A 23,983-nucleotide genomic window follows, 5' to 3' on the forward strand; every position below is an offset into this window, starting at 1 on the left:
CGTGATGGCGCCGAGGCGGGTGAGCCCTGGCGACGAGCCCTCTACAGGGTCTGCCATCTTCGTCCGGCTTCGGGGCGGTGGCACCGACGCCGGATTGAGGAAAAGTTTGCCACCTTCACAACCCAACAATCAAATCGGTATTTCTTGCGAATGTCTCACGTTTTTCCCCGCTCACCTGTGAGTTTGGACAGCAGAGCCGGAATGTCGACCCCGCGATCGGAGCCGTTCCGAGACAAAAGCCCGAGATGCCGGCCGGTTACCTACCGGTAACGGACGGCGCGCGAAACGTCAGCCCCACCACTGGGTGAACATCAGGACCGCGCCCGTGAGATAGACCACACCGGCGCCCACGGCGGCGGCGAGCCCGCGCCGGCGGTCCGCGAACACCTGCGCGGCCGACGCGACGACCACCGCGACGACGTGCGCGGACAGCGACGCCGAGCCCGGTCCCGGGAAATCCCGCTTGTCGCCCAGGTACTGCGCCGCCCAGACCACCACCGTCAGGACGATCACCGCGCCGCACACCACGCCGGACAGCGCCCGCAGTCCCCGCACGACGAGCCCGTCCCGCCGCGGCGCCCCGCGACCCGGGCGGGACGGCGCCGCCGTGGGGGCGCCGTAGGGGTCGCGGCCGGAGTCGTCGGCGAAGTAGTCGTCGTACCCGTCGGCGCGGTCGTGACGTCGCGCAGGGCGGCCCCAGGTGGTCATCCCGCAAGCACCTCGATCCCGGTGGCACGGGCCGTCAGGGCCTCGAGCGCCTCGGGGTCCGTCGTGTACCGGCCGAGGGAGACTTTCTTGTTGCCGCCGTGGTAGTCGGACGACCCGGTCACGAACAGGTCGAGCTTCGCCGCCATGTCCCGCATGAGCCTCGCGTCGGCCGGATCGTGGTCCGGATGGTCCGCCTCGAGGCCCCCGAGGCCCAGCTCGGCGAGCTCCTCGATGTGGTCGAGCGCAAGCAGCCGCCCGCGCGAGCGGGCACGGGCATGCGCCACGACGGTGACGCCGCCGGCCGCGGCGACCATGCGCACGGCGTCCGACAGCGGCGTGTCCGCCTTGGTGACGTAGTAGCGGCCCCGCGACGAGAGCAGGTCTGCGAAGGCGGCGTCGATGCTCGGGACGACACCCGCCTCCACCAGCGCACGCGCCAGGTGGGGTCGGCCGGCCACCGGGCCGGCGGCGGTGACGATCCGTTCGGGGTCGACGGGCAGCCCGTCGTCGGCCATCCGCTCGGCCATCGCCCGGATGCGGGCCACCCGCTCCGCCCGCAGGCGCTCCCGCTCGACCGCGAACGCCTCGTCCCGCGGGTCGAACAGGTACGCGAGCAGGTGCACCGCCACGGGCCGGCCGTCCTCGCCGCGCCCGGTGCACGACATCTCCATGCCGCGGATCAGCCGCAGTCCCCCGGGCAGGGCGTCGGCCGCAGCGTCCCAGCCGGCGGTGGTGTCGTGGTCGGTCAGGGCGACGACGTCGAGCCCGGCCTCGGCGGCCGCGCGGACGAGCCCCGCCGGGGTGTCGGTCCCGTCGGAGGCGAGCGAGTGGGCATGCAGGTCGATACGCACCCCACCAGTGTGTCAGGTGCCGTCGCGCAGCCCCGGCGGCCGGCCCGGGGCGGGTTAGCATGACGCAGTGACGGCCCGGACCCGCCCGGTGCGGGCCGGAGCGTGCCGCGCGGAAGGGAACCGATGCCGAACCTGCCCTCGCACTCGTCGCGACGCACCGGCGCCGCGGCGCCCGCCCTGCGGATCCCCGCCGAGCGGGCCGTCGTGGACTGCGCCGTCTACGTCGACGGCATGCGGCTGCCGGGCCGTTACGCCCACGGCGCGGCGCTCGCGGAGGTGCGCCGCCGCGGCGCCGGCTTCGTGTGGCTCGGCCTGCACGAGCCCGACGAACAGCAGATGACGAGCGTGGGCCGCACGTTCGGCCTGCACGAGCTGACGGTCGAGGACGCCGTGCACGCACATCAGCGGCCCAAGCTCGAGCGCTACGACGACGTGACGTTCCTGGTGCTGCGGACCGTGAACTACGTCGAGCACGAGTCGGTGACCACGACCAAGGAGATCGTCGAGACCGGCGAGATCATGCTCTTCTGCGGCCGGGACTTCGTCGTGAGCGTCCGCCACGGCGACCACTCGGCGCTGGCGGACGTGCGGCATCGGCTCGAGGCGGCCCCGGAGCGGCTGGCGCTGGGGCCGTCGTCGGTGCTGCACGCCGTCGCCGACCACGTCGTGGACACGTACCTCGCCGTGGTCGACGCCGTGCAGCCGGACATCGATGACCTCGAGGAACTGGTGTTCACGCCCGACACCCGCATCGCGGTGGAACAGATCTATCTGCTCAAGCGGGAGATCGTGGAGTTGCGGCGGGCGGTGCTCCCCCTCGCGACGCCGCTGCGCCAGCTGACCCGCGGCGCGGGCAATCCGGTGCCCAAGGAGGTCCGGCGCTACTTCCGGGACGTGGCCGACCATCACACCAAGGTGGCCGAGCGCATCGCGGATTACGACGAGACGCTGAGCACTCTCGTCGATGCCGCGATCGCGAAGGTGACGGTGCAGCAGAACACCGACATGCGCCGGATCTCGGCATGGGTGGCGATCGCGGCCGTACCCACGATGATCGCCGGGATCTACGGGATGAACTTCGACAACATGCCCGAACTGCACTGGGAGCACGGATACTTCGTGGTCATCGGGGCCATCGTCGCGATCACCGTCGGCCTGTTCGTCACGTTCCGCCGCAACAAATGGCTCTGATCACCGCGGCCCGGGAGCGCCTCGCGCCGGTCTCCCCCGACGGGCGCACACCCGGCCCGGCGGTGCTCGCGGCGGCACTCGTCCTGATCGCCCTGCAGCTGACGGTGCGCTCGCTGCTCGCCTTCCGCGGGGAGTTCTACTGGGACGACCTGATTCTGGTCGGACGCTCGGGCATGCACCCGCTGTTGTCGTTCGAACTCCTCGGCTACGACCACGACGGCCATCTCATGCCGGGTGGGTTCCTGGTGGCCGGCGTCGTCACGGCCCTCGCGCCGCTGCAGTGGTGGCCCGCAGCGGCGACGCTGGTGGCCGGCCAGGCGCTGGCGTCGCTGGCCGTGCTGCGCGTGCTGTGGTTGCTGCTGGGGCCGCGGCCGGCGCTGCTCGGCCCGCTGCTGTTCTACCTGTTCACCCCTCTGACGCTGCCGTCGTTCGCGTGGTGGGCGGCGGGGCTGAATTCGCTGCCACTGCAGGCGGCCCTGGCGTGGGTGGCCGGCGACGCGATCCGGCTGGTGCGCACCGGCCGGATCCGCTACGCGCTGAGCGGGACGGCGGTCACCGTCGTCGCGCTGCTGTTCTTCGAGAAGTCGGTGCTGGTGCCGGCGGTGGCGTTCGCGACCGTCGCCCTGATGTACCGGCTGGACGGCCGCCGCCGGCCGGTGCGCACCGCGGCGGTGCGCGGGGCGCCGCTGTGGCTCGGCTCGGCGCTCGCCCTCGCCGGGTGGGCAGCCGCCTACCTGTCCCTGGTGGAGTCCCGGTTCGGGGCGCCCACGGCCGACATGGTGCGCGGGCTGACGCACCACGGCGTCTCGTTCGGGGTGCTGCCGACCCTGCTGGGCGGGCCGTGGCGATGGGACCGCTGGAATCCGGGCCCGCCGTGGGCGGATCCGCCGGCCGGGCTGGTCGTGGCGGCCTGGGCGGCGGTGCTCGCCGTCCTGGTGTGGTCGCTGCGGCGGAACCGGCGCACGGGCTGGGTGTGGGCCGCGACGGCCGTCTACGTGGCAGCCTCGACGGCCGCGATGATCAGCACCCGCTTCGGTCCGGACACGACGTACGAACTGGCGCAGACCCTGCGCTACCACACCGACACGGCCGTCGTCGTCGCGATCGCCGCGGCGCTGATCCTGCACGCTCCGTCGCGCGGCGACGCGCCCCCCGCACAACCGGCACGGCGGCTCGTCGCGGCCGGGTGCGCGGTCACCTTCGCGGCGAGCAGCCTGTGGTCGACGGCGACGTTCGCCCGCACCTGGGCCGACAACCCCACCGGCGCGTACCTGGCCGCCGCGAAGTCCGCGCTCACCGCGCGGCCGGACATGCCGATCCTCGATCATCCCGTCTCGGTGTGGGTGCTCCTGCCGGTCACCCACCCCCACAATCTGCTCAGCCGCGTGTTCTCGCCGCTGCCGGGACGCGCCGAGATCGGCGCCGTCACCACCGAACTGCAGGTGCTCGACGACGGCGGACGGCTGGTGCCGGCGGGTCTCGTCCCGGTGCGGCACGTGCTGCCCGGGCCGGTGCCCGACTGCGGGCATCTGCTCACCGCGTCGACGACGACCGTGCTCCCCGCCGACACCGCGCTGGTGGGCGGGGAATGGACGGTGCAGCTGAACTACCGTGCCTCCGCGGACGGCGAGATCGAGGTGGGCTTCCCCGCCGCGCCACGGGTGCGGGTGCCGGTCACCGCGGGACTGGGCACGGTGTACGCGCGGGTCCCGGGCGCGGGCACCGGGCTGCAGGCCCGCTCCGCGTCGGCCGGGCTCGACGTCTGCCTCGCCGGTGGCCCGATCGGGGTCGTCGTGCCCCGCTGACGGCGCGATTCACATGCGGGCCGGGGCGCGGTTCGGGTCCCGCACGTCGATGCCGGCCTCCGACCACGCTTCGCGCAGCGCAGCGCCGCCGCGCAACCGCTTCCACGCGGCCTCGGTGCCGGTCAGCGGTATCACCTCGAAGAACCGCACCGGGTCGGCGGGCTCGGGCAGCACCAGGTCGGGGACGTCGCTCGGCTCGAGCATCACCGCGGTGAAGGTGGCGCCCTGCCACAGCGGCTCCCCCAGGTCGAGCAGGGCGTCGTCGGTGAGGACGACGCCCTCCACCGCGGGCAGGGCGGCGAGCGTCGCGAGCGTGCGGACCAGTCCCGGGAGACTGCCGCTGAGGCCGCGCACGCTGAGGATCAGCTCGGCGCGCGGCCCGCGGGTCGGGTCGGCGACCGTCGCGGTGGGGTCGCCCATCGGGTGCCGCGAACACCCCAGGGTCGCGAACCGCACCAGGTCCGGCTGTTCCACGCGGAAGCGCAGCACCTCGATGGGTTCGAGGCCGAGGAACGTCACGGACGCCGTCTCCGGCTCGCCGCCCCCGAGGCGGGCGCTGAGATGGGCACGGACGGCGGGCAGCACGGCGTCGATCACCCCTGCAATGTAGACCCGAGGCGGGTCCCGCGCCGCCGGTGCGGCCTGCGCCGATCCGGCCGACCGGGGCCCCGTCCGCCGGTACCGTCGTGTAATGGTGCGAGACACCGGCTTCCCCGGCGCCGACGCCGGCGACGACTTCTCCCGGCAGCGGCGGCGCGCCGAGTACGCGCGGCTGATCGCGTGGCTGCGCCGCGAACCCGAGGACGTCAACGCCGTGCTGCCGTTCGACGCCGTGGTGCGGGCCCTCGGCCGGGTCGGGGAACGGCGCCTGGGCCTGCAGAGCATCGACGTGGCCTCGATCGTCGGCAGCGTGGACCGCACCGAGGACTTCGACCGGCGGTTCCGGCCCACGTCGGCGCGGCTGCGCCAGCGGTGGGAGAAGCTGGCCACGGCCCGCCGCCGGGGCGAGGCGGTGCCGCCGATCACGGTGTACCGCATCGGGACGATGCATTTCGTGGTGGACGGGCACCACCGCGTCTCCATCGCCTACGCCCGCGGTGACGCGACCATCGACGCCTACGTGACCGAGATCGTCACCCGGATCTCGCCGGAGGGCGTGACCCAGCACTCGGACCTGATGCGCAAGGACCATTACCGGATGTTCCTCAGCCGGGTGCCGCTCACCGGCAGCCGGCGTGATGCGGTGACCGTCCGGGACCCGTGGGACTACGCGGAACTGGCCGAGTGCATCGAGGCGTGGGGCTTCAGGCTCATGCAGGAGCGCGGCGAGTTCCTCACCCGCGACGTGGTGGCGCAGCGGTGGTTCGACGAGGAGTTCGTACCGGTGGTCGACATGGTGCGGGCGGCGGGGATGCTGCGCACCCGCACCGACGCCGAGGCGTATCTGTGGCTGGCCGGCGAACGGTACCGGCTGGTGCGGCGGCACGTGTGGAACGAGGAGATCATCGAGCGGCTGCGGCGGCGGGCCCCGCGGTGAGCGCACGCCCACCGGTTTGGTCCCGGGGCGCCGGAGGTATCCCCGGTCAGCCACCGAGGGCGCCCACCGAACGCCCGGGTGCCTCGGGCCGGTCGAGAAGCGTGCCGGCGCCGGTCCGCGCTGGGGTTGGGGACTCCATGCGCTCCGTACCCTGGTCGGGAGGACCGGGCCCACGACAGGAGGACACGCTTGACGGCGACCGTGCAGGACGCAGCCGACACGACCGGACCGCGTGACATCCGGGCCGAGCTACGGGCGGCCGCGCGCCGCGTGTTCGGCTGGGAGGAACTGCGTCCCGGCCAGCTCGACGCGATGGAACCGCTGGTGCGGGGCCGGGACGTGCTCGCGGTGATGGCCACCGGATCGGGCAAGTCGGCGATCTACCAGGTGCCGGCGTTGCTGATCGAGGGCACGACCCTGGTGATCTCCCCGCTCATCGCGCTGCAGAACGATCAGATCGCAGGTCTCGACGCCACCTCGGCGCCGGACGCGGTCGCGATCAATTCCCGGCAGCGGGCCTCGGAGACCGCGGCCGCGTGGGAGACGATCCGGGAGCGCACCGTGGAGTACATCTTCCTGGCGCCGGAGCAGCTCGCCAACGACGAGGTGGTGGCCCGTCTCGCCGACGCGCACGTTTCCCTCGTGGTGGTCGACGAGGCGCACTGTGTGTCCGCGTGGGGCCACGACTTCCGGCCCGACTACCTGCGCCTGGCCGACGCGCTCGACCGGCTCGGCCGGCCGCCGGTGGCGGCGCTCACGGCCACCGCGTCGCCGCCGGTGCGGCAGGAGATCGTCGAGGAGCTGCGCCTGCGCGACCCGGTGGTGATCGCCAGCGGATTCGATCGGCCCAACATCGATCTGGCCGTCGAGCGGTACACGACCGACGCCGAGAAACGCCGGGCGGTGATCGAGACGGTCGCCGGACTCGAGACGCCCGGGCTGCTGTACACCGCGACGCGCAAGGACGCCGAGTTCTATGCGGCCGAACTGGCCGAACGGGGGCAGCGGGCGGCCGCGTACCACGCCGGCCTGCCGTCGGCCACGCGCGAGCGGGTACACCACGGGTTCCTCGACGGCCAGTACGAGGTGGTGGTGGCGACCTCCGCGTTCGGCATGGGCATCGACAAGCCCGACGTGCGGTTCGTCGCGCACGCCTCCGCGCCGGATTCCGTGGACAGCTACTACCAGCAGATCGGCCGGGCCGGGCGCGACGGGCTCGAGGCGAAGGCGCTGCTGTTCTACCGGCCCGAGGACCTCTCGCTCGCGAAGTTCTTCACGACCCACCGCCCGGACGAGGAACTGCTCGGCCGGGCGTTCACCGCACTGCGGCGCGCGAAAGCTCCGACGCGACTGAAAGACCTACGCGCCGAACTGGATACCCGCGGCCGGACCCTGACCAACGCGGTCAACCTGCTCGAACGGGCCGGGGTGGTCTCCTCGGGACGCAAAGGGTTCACCGCACGCACCGTCGAGGTGGAGATCGCCGTCCGGCGCGCGGCGGAGGTGGCAGCGGTGGGCGAACGGATGGACCGCTCCCGCGTGGAGATGATGCGCGGCTACGCCGAAACCCGCGGCTGCCGAAGGCAGTTCCTGCTCGGGTACTTCGGCGAGTCGCTGATCGAACCGTGCGGCCACTGCGACTGCTGCCGCGAGGGGATCCCCGAGAGCCGGCCCGAGCCGGCGAATCATGTTCGTCACGAATCGATTCCGCTACACACCCGGGTCGTGCACGCGCAGTGGGGCGCCGGCGAGGTGATGAGCGCGGAGACGGACCGGATCACCGTGCTGTTCGACGGATACGGCTACCGCACCCTCTCGCTCGAGGCGGTCGAGGAGCACGACCTGCTGCGCCCCGAGAACTCGGAGCCCGAGCCGGAGCCCGACATCGCCTGACGTCCCCAGGCGGGCCGGGCGGATGCGCCCGGTGGATCCGCCCGCGACTTCGGAATCCGCCCACGCCGCAGCACGGGCGGATTCCGAACCGGCGCGTGGATCCTGCACGGCCCGTCCTGCCCGAGACGGCACAGGGGGCGACGGGCCGCGGCGCTCACCCGACGCTCTGCTGCGCCTTCGCGTAGGCGAACTGCAGGAAGTCCGCGCCGGCCAGGGCCGCGAACAGCCCGGCGACGAGCCGCGTCGGGCGCGGCGCGAAGACCATCCCGATCGTGAAGAAGGTCGCCACCCACACGTCGAAGCAGAACGGGCAGGTGAGCAGCTCCCCGAGGCTGTGCCGCAGGGTGTTCGTTCCGCGCACCTCCTCCGTCACCTCGGCGGGGCCGCCCCGTCCCGTGTACCGGGTGAAGGGCGCCCGCAGGGGGCTGGTCACCGCGTCCTTCGTGACCGTCCGCGACAGCTTGTGCGTGCCCAGGGCGAGCACGATCAGGTCCTCGCCGCTCAACCGGTCGGGCAGCCGCCGGCCGGTCACCAGCGCGCCGATCACGGCGACGGTGACGAGCGTGCTGTACCCGGCAAGGACCGTCGCGTACCCCCGCATCGGGAGGTCCTCACCCGCCGTGTATTCGCGGGCGTGCCTGCGGGCGGTCTCCGCGAGGTCGAGGGACGTGTCGGTCTGATTGCTCATCTGCTGCTCCTGCGGGTAGTTCGGTCCGCCCGCCGGATACCCCGTCCGCGGGCGGGCCACGCCTGCCGCCGCGCGCCTACTGTTCGACGAACCGCACCTCGTGCACTTCGGCGGTCGCAGCAGCGAATCTCGTCAGCCGCAGACCTTCCGTCTCGACCGCCGCGCGCCGGGTGGCCGTCAGTCGCTGCCACGGGGTCACCTCGAGCACGGCCGAATTCTTCGTGACGATGAAGTTCGCGGCCCCGGCGACGGTCCCGTCGACGAGGAAGGTCGAGCGCACGATGCCGTTCTGCGTCATGATCCGGCGACGGTGCTCGTCGGGCACGATCCGGGTCCGGTCGGCGTGCGAGAGCAGCACGTTGTCGTAGGGCGCAAGGATCCGCACCGGCGCCGGCGTCGCCGGTTCGGGTCGCGGGGCGTCGGGCAGGTCGAACACCTCGACACCGTTCTCGTCACGGAACACCTCGAGCGACGGACGCAACCGCTCGAAGACCTCACCGAGCCGTGTCAGCCCCGACCAGGTCTGCGCGTCGCGCACGCTCGCCGGCCCGAACGCGGCGAGGTATCGCCGGAGGACGACGGCCGGGTCCGCCCGTGCCGGGCCGCGACCGATCCACTCGTCGAGCGGCGTGAGTCTCGGCTGCCCGGAGCGCCCCCACAGCCCCCGCGGCGGCACCTGCACCAGCGGAAGCAGATTCCGCAGCCCGTAGGCGAGCGCGGCCGGGTCGCGGCCGGGGAACCGCTCGGCGAGCAGCGGGCGCAGCTCCTGCAGGCTGCGCGGGCCGTCGCGGAACAGGCCGCGGCCCACGGCGGCGAGCTCGCGCAGATCCAGCCCCGCCAGACCGGCCGCATACTGGGTGTTGGTGGTCAGGTCCCGGTCCAGCAGCGGCTGGATCCAGTCCCGCAGGGCCACCGCGTCGGCCGCCGAGACGGCGAACACCGTGCCGCGCATGAGCACGATGCGCACCACGTCGCGTGATTCGAGGAGGTCGGCCAGGGCCGTCGGCCGGAACCGCCGCAACCGCGCCCACAGCGCGAAGTAGGGCGGGCTCGGCGCCTGGGCCTGCAAGCCCAGCAGATGCTCGACCAGCTCGATCGCGGGCAGGTCGCCGCGCCGCAGCAGGTGCTGCCGGGCGGGGGTGGCGCGGCCGAGCGCGCGGGCGGTGAGGGTGCGCGGCGTCACGGGGACACCCTGCCACGGCGGTCCGACGGCGGCCCGGGTTTCGCATGTGCCTGGACGGCGAGACCGAGCGTCCGGTAGATGTTTAGTTGAATTTAGTTTCATGTTGCAGCGTCGAGGAGAGCCGATGTCCGATCCGAGAGGTGCGCGGCTGCTGGTTCCCGTGCTGTGCTTCATCATCACCACGATCGCCGTGATGCAGACGTCCGTGGTGCCGATCGTCGGCACCATCCGCGACCAGCTGGGCGTGAGCACGACCGCCGCCGGCTGGGTGCTGACCGCGAACCTGCTCGCCGCCGCCGTCACCACGCCGCTGCTGGGCCGGCTGGCCGACCTGCGCGGCAAACGCCCGGTTCTGCTCACCGTCCTCGCCGTAGTGCTCGTCGGCTCGCTGCTGTGCGCCGCCACGGACTCGTTCGCGCTTCTGCTTCTCGGCCGGGTACTGCAGGGCGTGTCGTTCGCGTTGTTCCCCGTCGGCATCGCCGTGCTGCGCGCCGAACTGCCGCCGCAGCGGCTGATCGGCGCGATGGGCCTGTTCTCGGGCACGCTCGGCGTGGGTGGTGCGATCGGCATGGTGCTCACCGGCCTGATGGTCTCGGGCGGCGACTACCGCCGGGTGTTCTGGCTGGTGGCGGCGTTCAACGTCGTCGCGTTGCTGAGCGCCTTCCTCGTCGTGCCGAAGCGGCGGCGGGCCGAGGGAGGCCGGATCGACTGGCTCGGCGCGGCGCTGCTCGCCGTCGGCCTGGCGCTGGTGCTGCTCGCCCTGTCCGAGGGCGGAACGTGGGGGTGGGCGGCGCCGCCCACCGTCGCGAGCGCCGCCCTCGGCCTGGCCGTGCTCACCGGGTGGTTCCTCTTCGAACGGCACGTCGACGAGCCGCTCGTGCCGCCGCGGATGCTCACCCACCGGCCGGTGTTCGTGGTGCACGGCGCCGCGTTCCTCGTCGGCATGGCCATGTTCGTCAGCTTCCTCGCCACCGCATACTTCGTGCAGACCCCGCCCGCCGTCGCCGGATACGGGTTCGGCGCCACCGTGCTCGAGGCGACCGCGGTGTACATGCTCCCGGGCGCGCTCGTCGGTGTGGTCGCCGCGGCACTGGCGGGCCGGCTCATCCACCGGTTCGACGCCCGCTGGGTGCTGATCGGAGCGTGCGTTCTCGGGATCGCCGGCTTCGCCCTGGTGGCGGTCGTGCACGACCGGAGCTGGCAGCTGATCGTCTCCGGCATCCTCGTCACCACCTTCGTCAGTCTCGCCTATGCGGCGCTGCCGGCGCTCCTCGTCGCCGAGGTGCGCCCCGATCAGACCGGGGTCGCGAACAGCATCAATTCCATCGCCCGCACGGCGGGCAGCTCGCTCAGCAGCGCGGTGGTGACGACATTGCTGGCCACGCTGACCGTCGCCGGCACCGGCGGCGTCGTCCGCGAGAGCGCGTTCGTCGCGGCGTTCGCGCTGGGCGCCGCGGCCGCGGCCGCCGCCGCGGTGCTCGTTCTCGTCGGCGGGCAACCGGCGACGCGTCCGCTCAGCGACCGCGAGGAGGACGAGGTGGAGGCGACGGCCCTCGCCGCCGAATGGGGATCGGTGTCCGGTCTCGCCGCCACGCCCGTCGTCGCGGACGAACAGGCCGAGGCCGCCGCGGCGCGTCGGGGCTGATCGGGCGACGTCAGTCCTGCTCCCGCAGCGCGCGCACCGCCTCCTCCGCCTGCCGCGCCGCGTCCTCGGCCTTCGCGGCGTCCTCGTCGGCCGACCGGGCGGTGCGTCGCGCGAACTCGCGCCGCTGCTCCACCCGGCTCAGCTCCTCGCGCAACCGCGCGACGTGCCCGTCGAGTGCCTCGACCGCCGCGCGTGCCCGCGCCGCCACCGACTGCGCCTCGTCGGCGGTGTTCCGCGCCGCCTCCGCCTCGGCGACGGCGGTCTCCAGGGCGGCGGCGCGCCGGGTGCGCTCGGCCTCGTCCGCCTCGGTGTCCGTCCGTCCCGGCGGGGGCGGGACGACCGACAGCCCCACCGGGCCGAAGCCGCTGTAGTCCAGGGGCGCCTCGAGCCGGCCTCCGCGCACCTGCTCGGCCAGATCGGCGTCGGCGAGGGCGGCGTGCAGGGTCTGGCCGACCTCGCGCAGGGCCGCCTCCGACGCCCGCCGGCCATGCTCGGCGGCGAGGCGGGCCGCGGTCTTCTCGAGCGCACCGATCACCCGCCGTCGCTGCGTGGACAGCCGCCGCAGCTCGGACCCGGAGAGCTGGCGCTGCGCGGAGCGCAGGGCGTCGCCGAGCCCGAGCAGGGCCGTGACCTCCTCGGACTTCTCGCGGACGAGCATGTTCACCAGCCAGGCCGACACGGTCGGCTTGCGCAACCGGCCGACGGCCGCCGCGAGCTCGCGGTCTCCGGCCTCACGGGCGCGGGCGACGTGCTCGCTGCGGGCCGCGGTGAACTCGCCCGGATCGAGCCCGTACAGCTCGTCGGCGATGTCGTCGAGGTCCACCGGCCTACTATGCACCGCTCGGTCAGAGGGTGATGTTCTCCCCCGTCGCCTGGTCGAAGAGGGCGATCTTCGCCGGATCGAACCACAGCTGGACGGGCCGGCCCTTCGCGACGCCGGACTCGGCGGGCAGCCGCGCGACCATCGACCCGCCGGCGAGGTCGGCGACGCCGACGTCGGCCGCCAGGTCGTCGAGGTCGCTCGAATGCAGGTCCGGGGACTCGACGGTGAAGTACGCGTACTTGTCCGACCCCATCGATTCGAGCACGTCGACGTCCACGGTGAAGGTCGTACCCTGCTCCCGCTGGGCCGGGTCCAGGAGCGTGGCGTCCTCGAAGTGTTCGGGCCGGACGCCGACGACGACGTCACGTCCCGGATTGTGCTTCTGCACGGCCGCCCACCGCTCGGCCGGCAGGGTGAAGTCGCCGATCACGGTGCGCACGCCGTTCGACTCGAGCTGGCCGGCCAGGAAGTTCATCGACGGAGAGCCGATGAATCCGGCCACGAACAGGTTTCTCGGCCGGTCGTAGAGCTCCTGGGGCGCGCCGATCTGCTGCACCAGCCCGCCGCGGAGGACGACCACCCGGTCGCCGAGGGTCATCGCCTCGGTCTGATCGTGGGTGACGTACACCGTGGTGGTGCCCAGCCGTTTCTGGAGGCGGGCGATCTCGGTGCGCATCTGCACCCGCAGCTTGGCATCGAGGTTGGACAGCGGCTCGTCCATGAGGAACGCCTTGGGGTTGCGCACGATCGCGCGGCCCATCGCCACCCGCTGACGCTGCCCGCCGGACAGATTCGACGGTTTGCGGTCGAGATGGTCCGTCAGGTCGAGGATCTTGGCGGCCTCGGTGACCTTCCGCTCGATCTCGTCCTTGGGCATCTTGGCGAGGGTGAGCGGGAAGGCGATGTTCTCCCGCACCGTCATGTGCGGGTACAACGCGTACGACTGGAACACCATCGCGATGTCCCGGTCCTTGGGCGCCTTCTCGTTGACCCGCTCGCCGCCGATGCGCAACTCGCCGGAGGAGATGTCCTCGAGCCCGGCGATCATGTTCAGCGTCGTCGACTTCCCGCAGCCCGAGGGACCGACCAGGATGATGAACTCGCCGTCGGCGATCGTCACGTCCACGTCGCTGACCGCCTTCGCCCCGTCGGGGTAGAGCTTGGTCACCTTGTCCAGCACGATTTCAGCCATCTGGGTCATCCCTTCACTGCGCCGGACGTCAGGCCGGCCACGATGCGACGTTGGAAGATCAGCACGAACACGATGATCGGGATGGTGATGACCACCGCGGCCGCCGCGATCGAGCCGGTGGGCTCCTCGAACTGCGAGGCCCCGGTGAAGTTGGCGATCGCCGCGGGCGCGGTGATGGACCGCTCGGTGGAGGTCAGCGAGATCGCGAACAACAGGTCGTTCCAGCAGAAGATGAACACCAGGATCGCGGCGGTGACGATGCCCGGCGCCGCCAGCGGCGCCACCACCTTCCGGAACGCCTGCCCGGGCGTGGCGCCGTCCATCTTGGCGGCCTTCTCGAGCTCCCACGGGATCTCCTTGAAGAACGCCGAGAGCGTGTAGATCGCCAGGGGCAGGGAGAAGGTGATGTACGGGATGATCAGGCCGGCCCACGTGTCGAACAGCCCGAGTTTGCGGATGATGTCGAAGAGCGGGCTGACGAGGGAGATCTGCGGGAACATCGCGATCAGCAGCGCCACGCCGACGAGGATCTTCTTGCCCGGGAAGTCGAGCCGCGCGATGGCGTAGGCCGCCATGGTACCGATGACCACGGCGACCACCGTCGCGATCAGCCCGATACCGATGGAATTGATCAGGGCGCTGGTGAACGCGTCGGTGCGGAAGATCCCGCGGTAGTTGTCGAGCGTCCACTCCCGGGGAATGAACCGGCCGTCCTTGATGGTGCCGGCCGGCTTGAACGACAGGCTGGCGATCCACACGACGGGGATCAGCGCGTACAGCAGGACGAGCAGGTTCACCACCGACCAGCTCAGCTTGCGGCGCGGGGTCTCGGTCGTCGTCATGTCACCGTTTCCCTTCCGGATCGGAGCCCGGTGCGGACGCCCCGAACAGCTTGATGAACACGAACGCGATGATGGCCACGCACAGGAAGATCAGGACGCTGATCGCCGACCCGATCCCGAGGTTGAACGCCTTGAACAGGTTGTCGTATCCGAGGATCGACACCGAGCCCGTGCCGTTGGATCCGCGCGTGAGGACGTAGATGTTGTCGAAGATGCGGAAGGCGTCGAGGGTGCGGAACAGCAGGGCCACCAGGATCGCCGGCTTCATCAGCGGCACGATGATCCTGGTCAGCCGCGTCCATGCGCCGGCGCCGTCGACCTGGGCGGCGCGCAGCAGGTCGTCCGGGACGAGGGCCAGCCCGGCGAGCAGCAGCAGCGCCATGAACGGGGTGGTCTTCCACACCTCGGCGAGCACGATGATCGCCAGCGACGGAAGCTGCTGCGTCAGTGGGGCACTGCCCTCGGGCAGGAGGTTCGCGAGGTAACCGGTGCCCGGCGTCCACGCGTAGTACCAGCTGTAGGCCGCGGCGACGGTGACGATGCCGTACGGGATCAGCACCACGGTGCGGACGGTGCCCTTGCCGACGATGGTGCGGTGCATGATCAGCGCCAGTGTCAGGCCGAGGACGAACTCGATCGCCACCGACACGACGGTGATCCCGGCGGTCACGGCGAACGCCTGCCACCAGAACGCGTCGGTGAGGACCGAGACGTAGTTGGCCAGTCCGACGAACTCGCGTTCGTCGGGGAACCGCAGGTCGTACCGTTGCAGGCTCAGCCAGACCGCGTACCCCACCGGGTAGGCCGTGACGGCGAGCATCAGCAGCGCCGCGGGTGCGACGAGCCACAGCCCGAGCCGGCGTTCGGCCTTCTTCCCTTCGGAGAGAAGGGCTTTCTCGCGCCGGGACGGTGCGGTCCGGGCGCCCTCGGCCGGCGGGACGGGTCTGGTTGCGGGCGTGGTGGTCACGGGATCAGCCCTTCCGAATTGACCGCCTTGCGAACCTGTTCCGCGAGTTCGTCGACCGTGCGCGGCGGATCGATCCGGTCGACCGGGTTGAGCGTGGCGGTGATGAGCGTCGAAATGCTCTGGTAGGCGGGCGAGACCGGGCGCACCGCCGCGTTCTCGAGGCTCTCGCGCACCTCCCGCCAGACGGGGTACGCCTGCTGGAACTCCGGGTCGTCGTAGAGCGAGGCGAGGGTGGGCGGAACGCCGCCGTCGACGGCGTTGTTGCGCTGGTTCTCCTCGTTGCGCAGGCACTGCATCGCCTCGAACGCCAGGTCGGGGTTGCGGCTGGTGCGCGCGACGGCGATGTTGAACCCGCCGATGGTGACCCGTGCGGGCGTGCCGGCGATCACCGCCGGGTACGGCGCGGGGAGGAAGTTCTGCTCGCCGTTCACCGTCAGCACCGTGTTTCCGGTGTTCTCGGCGGTCACGTTGCCGTTGTCGTCGATGGAGGGCAGGAAGCCCTTCTCGGCGTTCTCGAGGATGCCGGGGTAGACGAACGGCCAGTTCACCTGGAAGGCGGCCTTGCCGCTCTCCATGCCCAGGCGGGCGGCGGCCTCGTCGGACTGGTTCAGCGACGGGTCCGCACCGGGCGCCGTCGCCACGCGCTTCATGATGTCGAGGGCTGTCACGGCGGCGTCACCGTCGGCCACGGTGACGGTGGTGCCGTCCTCGGCGACGACGGATCCGCCCGCGCTGGCGAGCAGGGTGTTGAACCACACCATCAGGCCCTCGTACTGGCGGGCCTGTACCCCGATCCAGCTGGGCCGGCCCTCGTCCGCGAGCCCGCTCGCGATGTCGATCATCTCGTCCCACGTCTGCGGCGGGCGGCCGCCGGGCATCAGGTCCTTGCGGTACCAGAGCAACTGGGTGTTCGTGTTCAGCGGAGCCGCGTACAGGGTGTCCTGCCACGTCGCCGAGGCCAGCGGCCCGGCGAGGGTGCCCTCGGACACCGAGGCCGCGACGTCCGGCGGCAGCGGCAGCGCCCATCCCGCCTCGGCGAACTCGGCCGTCCACACAACGTCGAGGGTCATCAGGTCCAGCGTGTCGTCCTCGCCGGTGAGCCGCCGCGCGAGCTGCAGCCGCTGGTCGTCGGCGCCCTTCGGCAGGGTGCGCTGCTCGATCGTGTACCTGCCGCCGGCGGCGGCCGTGCAGTTCGCCGCCGCGGCGGCGTACTGCTCCGCACCGTCGGCGGCGGTGTAGAAACTCAGTACCGTCCCGCTCGACTCGCTGCCGCACGCCGCGACCGACGACAGCGCGAGCACCGCCGCGGCACCCACCAGTCCGACCCTCACCGCCCGTCTCCGCACCGCAGCCTCCGCCCGTCGTCCAGCGCGACGGTGACTTCCGTCACACTTGGTGCGAACGTAACGCACCGGGCGCCGGCGCGCGACCCAACTGCCGCCCGGAGCGGAACTGTGATCGAACGGTTTACAACGCGAGCTTGGCGAGCAGGTCCCGGGCCCGTTCGGCGTTGCGCGGCGCGCACAGCACGTCGTAACGGCCGGCCACCAGCTGCATCGTCGACGAGAAGTCACGCTGGCCGCGCGTCGCGGCGTACGGGATCGTCGTGGAGATCAGGCCGAAGACGATGCCGCCGACCATGCCGACGAGCAGGGGGCCGAGGAAGTCGGTCGAGAAGATCCCGAGCAGCAGGCCGAAGAACAGACCGAGCCAGGCGCCGGAGGCGATGCCGCCCCCGATCACCTTCGCCCACGTCAACCGGCCGGTGACCCGCTCGACCTGCATGAGGTCGACGCCCACGATGGTGACGTCCTCGACCGGGAAGGACTGGTCCGAGAGGTGGTCGACAGCCCGCTGCGCCTCGGCGTAGGTGGTGTACGAACCGACCGGCCAGCCGCTCGGCGGAGTCGGCAGGCCCGGCGTGGCGCGTCCCGGCTGTCCGAGGGGGTTGGTCATCTTCGGCTCCTTCTCGTGACTGCGCGCCCCGATCCGGCGCACCTGTCCATTCTGCCCGTGTGCGCCTTCGGCGCCGGTGCGTCCTTTGGGTTGTTTCCGCCGCCCGAAGGACGCACCGGCGGCGCAGCCGCCTACTGCGGCGGCTCGAACTTCGTGGTGCGGGTCATCCCGGCCGCCCGGCCCTTCGCGGAGATCACCAGCGCCATCTTGCGGCTGGCCTCGTCGATCATCTCGTCCCCGAGCATCGCGGCGCCGCGCGCGCCGCCGGCCGCGGAGGTGTGCCACTCGTAGGCGTCGAGGATCATCTCGGCCTTGTCGTAGTCCTCCTGCCGCGGGCTGAAGACCTCGTTCGCGGCGTCGATCTGGCTGGGGTGCAGCACCCACTTGCCGTCGAAGCCGAGGGCAGCGGTCCGCTGCGCCGAGCGCCGGAACGCCTCGACGTCGCGGATCTGCAGGTACGGCCCGTCGATCGCCTGCAGGCCGTGGGCCCGGGCCGCCATGAGGATGGTCATGAGGATGTGGTGGTAGGCGTCGCCGCGGTCGTAGCCGTCGGGCTGCTCACCGACGACGAGGGTGCGCATGTTGATGCTCGCCATGAAGTCGGCCGGGCCGAACACCAGGGTCCGGACGCGCGGGCTCGCCGTGGCGATGGCGTTGATGTTGGTCAACCCGAGTGCGTCCTCGATCTGCGGTTCGATGCCGATGCGGCCCACCTCGAGGCCGTGGGCCTTCTCCACCTGGGTCAGCAGCAGATCGAGCGCCTGCACGTGGCTCGCGTCGGGGACCTTCGGCAGCAGGATCGCGTCGAGGTGCGCGCCGGCGCCGCCCACCACGGTGGCGACGTCGAGGTAGGTGGCGTCGGTCGTCCAGTCGTTGACCCGCACCACCTTCAGCTGCTCGCCCCATCCGTCCTCGTTGAGGGCCTCGACGATCGTCGTGCGGGCCTGCTCCTTCGCCAGCGGGGAGACGGCGTCCTCGAGGTCGAGGAACACCTCGTCGGCGGCGAGGCCCTTGGCCTTGTCGATCATCTTGCGGCTGCTGCCGGGAACGGCGAGCACGGACCTTCGGGGCCTGAAGTCGAACGACATGGGCTGGGCAGACCTCCGTGTTCCGAAATCGACGACCGCACGTTCTAGCCTGACCATCATGGCAGCAGTGAGCAAGGTATTCGCGGCGAGGCTCGCCGGTCTGGTGGTCCTCGGGCCCGACGGCGAGTCGATCGGCCGGGTGCGCGATGTCGTGCTCACCATCCGGATCGGCCGGCAGCAGCCCCGGGTGCTCGGCCTGGTCGTCGAACTGCCAACGCGCAAGCGAATATTCGTGCCGATGCTGCGGGTGACGGCGATCGAGCCGGGCGCCGTCACCCTGAACACCGGCAACGTGAGCCTGCGCCGGTTCACGCAGCGGCCGACCGAGGTGCTGGCGCTCGCGCAGGTGCTCGATTCGAAGGTCCGGGTCGACGATCCCGAGCTGGGCGAGCTCGCGGGCGTGGACGTGGTCGTCGTCGACCTCGGCATCGAACTGACCCGCACCCGGGACTGGCTGGTCTCGCGGGTGGCCGTGCGCGCGCACCGCGGCCGGCTGGGCCGGAGGTCCGCGATCCACGTCGTGGACTGGCAGCACGTGCACGGTCTGACCTACACCAACCTCGGGATGCCCGGCCAGGGCGTCTCGCAGCTGCTGCTGCAGTTCGAGGACATGCGCGCCGCCGACGTCGCGAACGCGCTCCGCGAGCTGCCGGAAAAGCGCCGGCACGAGGTGGCGGTCGCGCTGGACGACGAGCGGCTCGCCGACGTCGTGCAGGAGCTGCCCACCGACGACCAGACCGATCTGCTGATGCACCTCGAGGTGGAACGCGCCGCGGACCTGCTCGAGGCGATGGATCCCGACGACGCCGCGGATCTGCTCGGTGAGCTGCCCGACTCGGAGGCCGAGTCGCTGCTCCGCCTGATGGATCCGGAGGATTCGGAGCCGGTGCGGCGGTTGCTCGAGCACTCCCCCGACACCGCCGGCGGCCTGATGACCCCCGAGCCGGTGGTGCTCACCCCGGCGACGACGGTGGCCGAGGCGCTGGCCCGGGTCCGCGACCCGGACCTCACGCCGGCGCTCGCGTCGATGGTGTTCGTGGTGCGGCCGCCCACCGCGACCCCGACGGGCAAGTATCTGGGCTGCGTGCACCTGCAGCAGCTGCTCCGGGAGCCGCCGGCCGGCCTGGTGGGCGGGATCGTCGACAACGACCTGCCGCGACTGGACCCGGACGACTCGCTCACCGCGGTCACCCGGTACTTCGCGACGTACAACCTGGTGTGCGGGCCCGTGCTGGACGACGAGGGGCACCTGCTCGGTGCCGTGACGGTCGACGACGTGCTCGACCACCTGCTGCCCGAGGACTGGCGCGAGGAGGAGGCCGACGATGAGTGACCGTTCCGCCGTGGCCCGGCAGCGCCTCGACACCCCCCGCACCGGCCGCTTCCGGGTCAACTTCGACGTCGAGGCCGTCGGGCGCGTCAGCGAGTCGATCGCCCGGTTCCTCGGCACCGGACGCTATCTGGCCATCCAGACCGTCGTGGTGATCGTGTGGATCCTGCTCAACGTCTTCGCCGTCGCGCTGCAGTGGGACCCGTACCCGTTCATCCTGCTGAACCTCGCGTTCTCCACGCAGGCCGCGTACGCCGCGCCGCTGATCCTGCTCGCCCAGAACCGGCAGGAGAACCGGGACCGGGTCTCCCTCGAGGTGGACCGGGCCCGCGCCGCCCAGACCAAGGCGGACACCGAGTTCCTCGCGCGTGAGCTGGCGGCGCTGCGGCTGGCCGTCGGCGAGGTGGCCACCCGCGACTATCTGCGCCGCGAACTCGACGATCTGCGCGCACTGCTGATCGAGCCGGAAGAGGAGGACACGGCAACGACGACGGCCGGAAAACCGCGCCCTCCCCGCCGCTGAGACGTGACTCGCTGTAACGTTCATCACAGCCGGTCGATGGTGTCGGTGGGGTAACGGTCCGCGACGAGTAGGTCTGTGGGGTGATGGCGTGCGCTGGCAGGGTCTGATCGCGGTGCCGGTGGTGCTCGGCGCGGGGTTCGCGGCGGTCGCGTCGTCGCCGGCGACGGTGGCCGCGACGGAGAACACGGAGCCGGTCGCCGTGACGGCGGCGGACGGCAGCACCGGGATCGGGGTGCTGCCGGCGGATCCGGCGTCGCCGCGGCCCGTGCGCGGAGCCGCGGGCACGGCTCCCGATCCCGCCGCGGACCTACCGCCCGCGGTCACGGTCGCTCCCGGACAGCCGTCTCCCGTGATGGCCGGTGAGGGCCCCCTGGCGATCCCCGAACTGGTGCTCTACGCGTACCGGGCGGCCGAGATGCAGCTCGCGATCAGCGAGCCCGGGTGCGCGCTGCCGTGGCATCTGCTCGCGGCGATCGGACGGATCACCTCGCAGCACGCCGATTCGGGACGCACCGACGTGCTCGGCACCCTCACCACCGCGCGCGTGGCCCCCGGGACCGGCAGGCTCGGGCCGATGCAGCTGCCCCCGGCGGTGTGGTCGCAGTTCTCGGCGGACGGCAATGCGGATGGCGCCGCCGACCCGCAGAACGTCTTCGACGCCACCCTGGCGGCCGGCACCTGGCTGTGCTCGGACGACGCTCGCCTCGCCGAGCCCGACGCCCGCGCCCGGGCAGCGGCCCGGTTCGACCCGTCGCCCGAGTTCGTCTCCAACGTGCAGGCCTGGTCGGCCGCCTACGAGAAGGGCGCCGCGGTCTCGCCGGGGATCGTCGTGCCACCCCCGATGCCGTCGGCCACGCCGGCCGTTCCGGCCTTGCCGAACACCGTCGACGTCGCCGAGACCGTCCCGGCTCCCGTCGCCGGGACCACCGGTGCGCCCCCACCGGGGCCGGTCCCGGCGCCCGCGGTCGAGCCGGACCCCGCCCCCGCGCCGGTCGTCGGGACGCCGCCGCCCGCGCCCGTGCTGCCGCCGCTGCCGTGTCTCGTCCCGGCGCTGTGCCCGGCGCCGCCCGTGCCCTGATCCGGTCACGACTCGATCTCCCGGTAACCCCTCCCTGCCACCGTATGCCCAGCTCAGCGCGTTACATCACGGTAGGGTAACGGAAACGCATCACTTCATGTATGGTCGATACCGCCATGTAACGAAAGCGTCTCGGGGTAGGCGCCCAGGAGGTATCGAGTGGGCCGGCACAGAAAGCCTTCGGAGTCCAAGCTTCGCCGCAATTCGGTCATCGCCCTCACCGGACTGGTTCCGGTCGGCGTGGTCGCCGCCGCCACCAGCGCCGGTGCGAGCCCGAAGACCCTGTTCGGCGTCCAGGACACCGAAGCGGTGGCCGAGCCCGTGACCGCCGCGTCCGAGACCACCTACGTCGCCGACGGGGTCTCCCGCGACGTCGCCGCCGCAGCCGCCCTCATGACCGCTCCGGAGCCTACCGCGGAACCCGCGGCGGCCCCCGCGCCCGCCCCGGAGCCCGCACCCGCCGCCCCGGCGCCGCTGCAGCCCGGCCCCCTCGGGATCCCCGGCATCAACTTCGCCGCCTACCAGAACGCCGAGCGGATCCTCGCCGCCGAGAACCCCGGCTGCAACATGTACTGGACGCTGCTCGCCGGCATCGGCCAGGTCGAGTCCGGCCACGCCAAGGGTGGCAAGGCCGACGACAAGGGCAACCTCCTCGAACCCGTGATCGGCCTGCCGCTCGACGGCAGCCTGCGTGGCCAGGCCGTCATCCGTGACACCGACGGCGGCACCCTGGACGGCGACACCGTCTACGACCGGGCGGTCGGCCCCATGCAGTTCATCCCGTCCACGTGGAAGCTCTACGCCGGTGACGGTGACGGCGACGGCGACGCCGACCCGCAGAACCTGTACGACTCCACCCTCACCACCGCCAAGTACCTGTGCGACGGCGGAAACAACATGCACGACATCGCGCAGGCCACCAAGGCCATCCATCGCTACAACAACTCGATGGCATACGTTGCCAACGTGCTCGCCTGGTCGGCCGCCTATTCGACCGGTGTCACCCCCAGCGCGGCGGACCTGCCGCGCATCCACTGATCGGGCGCCACCTACGATTGATGCCATGGCAGTCAGCGAGTCCGACGTTCGCAGCGCCCTGGCGCGGGTCCAGGATCCCGAGATCCGCAAGCCCATCACCGAGCTCGGCATGGTCAAGAGCATCGAGATCGGCGGCGACGGCAGCGTCGACGTCGGCATCTACCTGACAACCGCCGGCTGTCCGCTGCGCACCGAGATCACCGACCGCGTCACCAAGGCCGTCGCCGACGTCGCCGGGGTCTCCGCCGTGCGCGTCGAACTCGACGTCATGACCGACGAGCAGCGCACCGAGCTGCGCAAGTCGCTGCGCGGCGACTCCACCGAGCCGGTCATCCCGTTCGCCCAGCCCGGCTCGCTCACCCGCGTCTACGCGGTGGCCTCCGGCAAGGGCGGGGTCGGCAAGTCCTCCGTCACGGTCAACCTCGCCGCCGCGATGGCCGCGCGGGGCCTGTCCGTCGGCGTGCTCGACGCCGACATCTACGGCCATTCCATCCCACGGATGCTCGGCACCGACGCCAAGCCCACCCAGGTGGAGCGGATGATCATGCCGCCCGTCGCGCACGACGTGAAGATGATCTCCATCGCCCAGTTCACCCAGGGCAACACGCCCGTGGTCTGGCGCGGGCCGATGCTGCACCGTGCGCTGCAGCAGTTCCTCGCCGACGTGTTCTGGGGCGATCTGGACGTGCTGCTGCTCGACCTGCCGCCCGGCACCGGCGACGTGGCGATCTCCGTCGCGCAGCTGATCCCGGGCGCCGAGATCCTCGTCGTCACCACGCCGCAGCAGGCCGCCGCGGAGGTCGCCGAACGGGCCGGCTCCATCGCGCTGCAGACCCGCCAGCGCATCGTCGGCGTCGTGGAGAACATGTCGTGGCTCGAACTGCCCGACGGTACCCGGATGGACGTGTTCGGCACGGGCGGCGGTCAGGCCGTCTCCGAGCGGCTCACCCGCGCCGTCGGCGCGACCGTCCCGCTGCTGGGCCAGATCCCGCTCGATCCGGCGGTGCGCGAGGCCGGCGACGCCGGCACCCCGATCGTTCTCAGCGCCCCCGAGTCGCCTGCGGGTACGGCGCTGCGCGAGATCGCCGAGAAGCTCGCCGTGCGGCGCCGCGGCCTGGCCGGCATGTCGCTGGGGATCGACACCACCCGCCACCTGTAGGCGCCTGCGGCGCCGGTGTGCCCTTTAGGTTGCTCCTGCCGCCCGAAGGACACACCGGCCGCGCAGCGGCCTACGTCGCGTCGGAGTCGATGGGGGGCTTCTCCCCGGCCGCCAGCGGCGGCGGGACGGGCTTGCTCACCGGCTTGGTGCCGGGCTTGTCGAAGTTGCCGGTGAGCAGCGAGTCGTCGCCGTCCAGCAGGTGCTTGGTGATGACCGCCTTGGGCGTCATGCCGCGCAGCTCGTTGAGTTCGGACAGGGGTTGACGCAGGTCGTCGAACTCGGGGCCCAGCTCCTCCTTCAGCTGCTCCTTCGCGCCGGACGCGTAGTCGCGGACCTGCCGCAGCGACTTGGTCACCCACGACACCGCGCCGGGCAGCCGCTCGGGGCCGAGGACCACGAGCGCCGCGACGAGGAGGACCATGAATTCGCCCCAACCGATGTTGCCGAACACCGCTCCAGGGTACGTGGTGCCGCGCCGTTCGCAGC

Annotated in this window: 23 protein-coding genes; 10 read left to right on the top strand and 13 right to left on the bottom strand. The window is 71.9% G+C overall.

Features of this window, described 5'->3' with window-relative positions; translation table 11 throughout:
* Positions 1-288: 288 nt before the first annotated feature.
* Positions 289-708: a hypothetical protein gene (locus A4U64_RS16020; RefSeq protein WP_065922823.1), complete on the bottom strand. Its 420-nt coding sequence runs from the start codon at positions 706-708 to the stop codon at positions 289-291.
* Positions 705-1,559, bottom strand: coding sequence for a PHP domain-containing protein (locus tag A4U64_RS16025; protein WP_006938750.1), 855 nt, complete (start codon positions 1,557-1,559; stop codon positions 705-707). Before A4U64_RS16025 ends, A4U64_RS16020 begins: the two co-directional genes overlap by 4 nt.
* Before the next feature lie 123 nt (positions 1,560-1,682).
* On the opposite strand from A4U64_RS16025, the gene corA reads away from it, so the two are divergent.
* Both corA and A4U64_RS16035 read left to right on the top strand, forming a co-directional pair.
* Positions 1,683-2,750: a magnesium/cobalt transporter CorA gene (gene corA, locus A4U64_RS16030; protein ID WP_029542492.1), complete on the top strand. Its 1,068-nt coding sequence runs from the start codon at positions 1,683-1,685 to the stop codon at positions 2,748-2,750.
* The gene (locus A4U64_RS16035) at positions 2,741-4,555 is read left to right on the top strand and encodes a hypothetical protein (RefSeq protein ID WP_082120213.1); all 1,815 of its coding nucleotides are present in this window, start codon (positions 2,741-2,743) and stop codon (positions 4,553-4,555) included. The genes corA and A4U64_RS16035 overlap by 10 nt, the downstream gene beginning before the upstream one ends.
* Positions 4,556-4,564: 9 nt before the next feature.
* On the opposite strand, the gene A4U64_RS16040 is transcribed toward A4U64_RS16035, so the two are convergent.
* Positions 4,565-5,152: a suppressor of fused domain protein gene (locus A4U64_RS16040; RefSeq protein WP_006938753.1), complete on the bottom strand. Its 588-nt coding sequence runs from the start codon at positions 5,150-5,152 to the stop codon at positions 4,565-4,567.
* A gap of 94 nt (positions 5,153-5,246) precedes the next feature.
* Here A4U64_RS16040 and A4U64_RS16045 point away from each other — a divergent pair, with 94 nt between their 5' ends.
* Both A4U64_RS16045 and A4U64_RS16050 read left to right on the top strand, forming a co-directional pair.
* Positions 5,247-6,092: a ParB N-terminal domain-containing protein gene (locus A4U64_RS16045; RefSeq protein ID WP_006938754.1), complete on the top strand. Its 846-nt coding sequence runs from the start codon at positions 5,247-5,249 to the stop codon at positions 6,090-6,092.
* Between the two features lie 189 nt (positions 6,093-6,281).
* Positions 6,282-7,985, top strand: a complete 1,704-nt coding sequence (locus A4U64_RS16050; protein WP_084648655.1) for a RecQ family ATP-dependent DNA helicase — start codon at positions 6,282-6,284, stop codon at positions 7,983-7,985.
* A gap of 154 nt (positions 7,986-8,139) precedes the next feature.
* Here the strand turns inward: A4U64_RS16050 and A4U64_RS16055 are convergent, their stop codons facing one another.
* Together A4U64_RS16055 and A4U64_RS16060 are read right to left on the bottom strand one after the other, a co-directional pair.
* The gene (locus A4U64_RS16055; RefSeq protein ID WP_006938758.1) at positions 8,140-8,673 is read right to left on the bottom strand and encodes a DUF1360 domain-containing protein; all 534 of its coding nucleotides are present in this window, start codon (positions 8,671-8,673) and stop codon (positions 8,140-8,142) included.
* Between the two features lie 76 nt (positions 8,674-8,749).
* Entirely contained in the window at positions 8,750-9,856 is a 1,107-nt protein-coding gene (locus A4U64_RS16060) for a winged helix DNA-binding domain-containing protein (RefSeq protein WP_065922824.1), read from the bottom strand.
* A gap of 124 nt (positions 9,857-9,980) precedes the next feature.
* On the opposite strand from A4U64_RS16060, the gene A4U64_RS16065 reads away from it, so the two are divergent.
* Positions 9,981-11,501, top strand: coding sequence for an MFS transporter (locus A4U64_RS16065; protein ID WP_006938761.1), 1,521 nt, complete (start codon positions 9,981-9,983; stop codon positions 11,499-11,501).
* 10 nt (positions 11,502-11,511) lie between these two features.
* Here A4U64_RS16065 and A4U64_RS16070 read toward each other — a convergent pair whose 3' ends face one another.
* The 7 genes from A4U64_RS16070 to A4U64_RS16100 form a co-directional block, all read right to left on the bottom strand.
* Positions 11,512-12,324, bottom strand: coding sequence for a hypothetical protein (locus A4U64_RS16070; RefSeq protein ID WP_065922825.1), 813 nt, complete (start codon positions 12,322-12,324; stop codon positions 11,512-11,514).
* Between the two features lie 22 nt (positions 12,325-12,346).
* Positions 12,347-13,516: an ABC transporter ATP-binding protein gene (locus A4U64_RS16075; RefSeq protein ID WP_006938765.1), complete on the bottom strand. Its 1,170-nt coding sequence runs from the start codon at positions 13,514-13,516 to the stop codon at positions 12,347-12,349.
* A 5-nt stretch (positions 13,517-13,521) separates the two neighbouring features.
* Positions 13,522-14,358, bottom strand: a complete 837-nt coding sequence (locus A4U64_RS16080) for a carbohydrate ABC transporter permease (protein ID WP_006938767.1) — start codon at positions 14,356-14,358, stop codon at positions 13,522-13,524.
* Position 14,359: 1 nt separating this feature from the next.
* Positions 14,360-15,325: a carbohydrate ABC transporter permease gene (locus A4U64_RS16085; protein ID WP_006938769.1), complete on the bottom strand. Its 966-nt coding sequence runs from the start codon at positions 15,323-15,325 to the stop codon at positions 14,360-14,362.
* A complete protein-coding gene (locus tag A4U64_RS16090) occupies positions 15,322-16,656 on the bottom strand; it encodes an ABC transporter substrate-binding protein (RefSeq protein WP_065922826.1) in 1,335 nt (444 codons plus the stop codon). Before A4U64_RS16090 ends, A4U64_RS16085 begins: the two co-directional genes overlap by 4 nt.
* Before the next feature lie 136 nt (positions 16,657-16,792).
* The gene (locus tag A4U64_RS16095) at positions 16,793-17,281 is read right to left on the bottom strand and encodes a general stress protein (RefSeq protein ID WP_003936099.1); all 489 of its coding nucleotides are present in this window, start codon (positions 17,279-17,281) and stop codon (positions 16,793-16,795) included.
* Positions 17,282-17,412: 131 nt separating this feature from the next.
* Positions 17,413-18,369: an HpcH/HpaI aldolase/citrate lyase family protein gene (locus A4U64_RS16100; RefSeq protein ID WP_029542478.1), complete on the bottom strand. Its 957-nt coding sequence runs from the start codon at positions 18,367-18,369 to the stop codon at positions 17,413-17,415.
* 58 nt (positions 18,370-18,427) lie between these two features.
* Between A4U64_RS16100 and A4U64_RS16105 the strand changes: the two genes are divergently transcribed.
* The 5 genes from A4U64_RS16105 to A4U64_RS16125 all read left to right on the top strand — a co-directional run bounded on the left by A4U64_RS16105 (position 18,428) and on the right by A4U64_RS16125 (position 23,497).
* Entirely contained in the window at positions 18,428-19,702 is a 1,275-nt protein-coding gene (locus A4U64_RS16105) for a magnesium transporter MgtE N-terminal domain-containing protein (protein ID WP_029542476.1), read from the top strand.
* Positions 19,695-20,222: a DUF1003 domain-containing protein gene (locus A4U64_RS16110; protein ID WP_006938782.1), complete on the top strand. Its 528-nt coding sequence runs from the start codon at positions 19,695-19,697 to the stop codon at positions 20,220-20,222. Before A4U64_RS16105 ends, A4U64_RS16110 begins: the two co-directional genes overlap by 8 nt.
* Positions 20,223-20,310: 88 nt before the next feature.
* Entirely contained in the window at positions 20,311-21,300 is a 990-nt protein-coding gene (locus A4U64_RS16115) for a hypothetical protein (RefSeq protein WP_050034866.1), read from the top strand.
* A gap of 159 nt (positions 21,301-21,459) precedes the next feature.
* Positions 21,460-22,338, top strand: a complete 879-nt coding sequence (locus A4U64_RS16120; protein ID WP_006938784.1) for a lytic murein transglycosylase — start codon at positions 21,460-21,462, stop codon at positions 22,336-22,338.
* A 25-nt stretch (positions 22,339-22,363) separates the two neighbouring features.
* The gene (locus A4U64_RS16125; protein WP_006938786.1) at positions 22,364-23,497 is read left to right on the top strand and encodes an Mrp/NBP35 family ATP-binding protein; all 1,134 of its coding nucleotides are present in this window, start codon (positions 22,364-22,366) and stop codon (positions 23,495-23,497) included.
* 70 nt (positions 23,498-23,567) lie between these two features.
* Here the strand turns inward: A4U64_RS16125 and tatB are convergent, their stop codons facing one another.
* A complete protein-coding gene (tatB, locus tag A4U64_RS16130) occupies positions 23,568-23,948 on the bottom strand; it encodes a Sec-independent protein translocase protein TatB (protein WP_006938788.1) in 381 nt (126 codons plus the stop codon).
* Positions 23,949-23,983: the final 35 nt, after the last annotated feature.

Source organism: Rhodococcus sp. WB1, from assembly GCF_001700945.1.
GTDB classification, from domain to species: Bacteria; Actinomycetota; Actinomycetes; order Mycobacteriales; family Mycobacteriaceae; genus Rhodococcus; species Rhodococcus aetherivorans.

Coding starts and splice junctions, on each gene's coding strand:
- A4U64_RS16110 (WP_006938782.1), top strand. CDS start 19,695: ATGAGTGACCGTTCCGCCGTGGCCCGGCAGCGCCTCGACACCCCCCGC.
- A4U64_RS16055 (WP_006938758.1), bottom strand. CDS start 8,673: ATGAGCAATCAGACCGACACGTCCCTCGACCTCGCGGAGACCGCCCGC.
- A4U64_RS16095 (WP_003936099.1), bottom strand. CDS start 17,281: ATGACCAACCCCCTCGGACAGCCGGGACGCGCCACGCCGGGCCTGCCG.
- A4U64_RS16125 (WP_006938786.1), top strand. CDS start 22,364: ATGGCAGTCAGCGAGTCCGACGTTCGCAGCGCCCTGGCGCGGGTCCAG.
- A4U64_RS16075 (WP_006938765.1), bottom strand. CDS start 13,516: ATGGCTGAAATCGTGCTGGACAAGGTGACCAAGCTCTACCCCGACGGG.
- corA (WP_029542492.1), top strand. CDS start 1,683: ATGCCGAACCTGCCCTCGCACTCGTCGCGACGCACCGGCGCCGCGGCG.
- A4U64_RS16065 (WP_006938761.1), top strand. CDS start 9,981: ATGTCCGATCCGAGAGGTGCGCGGCTGCTGGTTCCCGTGCTGTGCTTC.
- A4U64_RS16020 (WP_065922823.1), bottom strand. CDS start 708: ATGACCACCTGGGGCCGCCCTGCGCGACGTCACGACCGCGCCGACGGG.
- A4U64_RS16100 (WP_029542478.1), bottom strand. CDS start 18,369: ATGTCGTTCGACTTCAGGCCCCGAAGGTCCGTGCTCGCCGTTCCCGGC.
- A4U64_RS16045 (WP_006938754.1), top strand. CDS start 5,247: ATGGTGCGAGACACCGGCTTCCCCGGCGCCGACGCCGGCGACGACTTC.
- A4U64_RS16105 (WP_029542476.1), top strand. CDS start 18,428: ATGGCAGCAGTGAGCAAGGTATTCGCGGCGAGGCTCGCCGGTCTGGTG.
- A4U64_RS16035 (WP_082120213.1), top strand. CDS start 2,741: ATGGCTCTGATCACCGCGGCCCGGGAGCGCCTCGCGCCGGTCTCCCCC.
- A4U64_RS16080 (WP_006938767.1), bottom strand. CDS start 14,358: ATGACGACGACCGAGACCCCGCGCCGCAAGCTGAGCTGGTCGGTGGTG.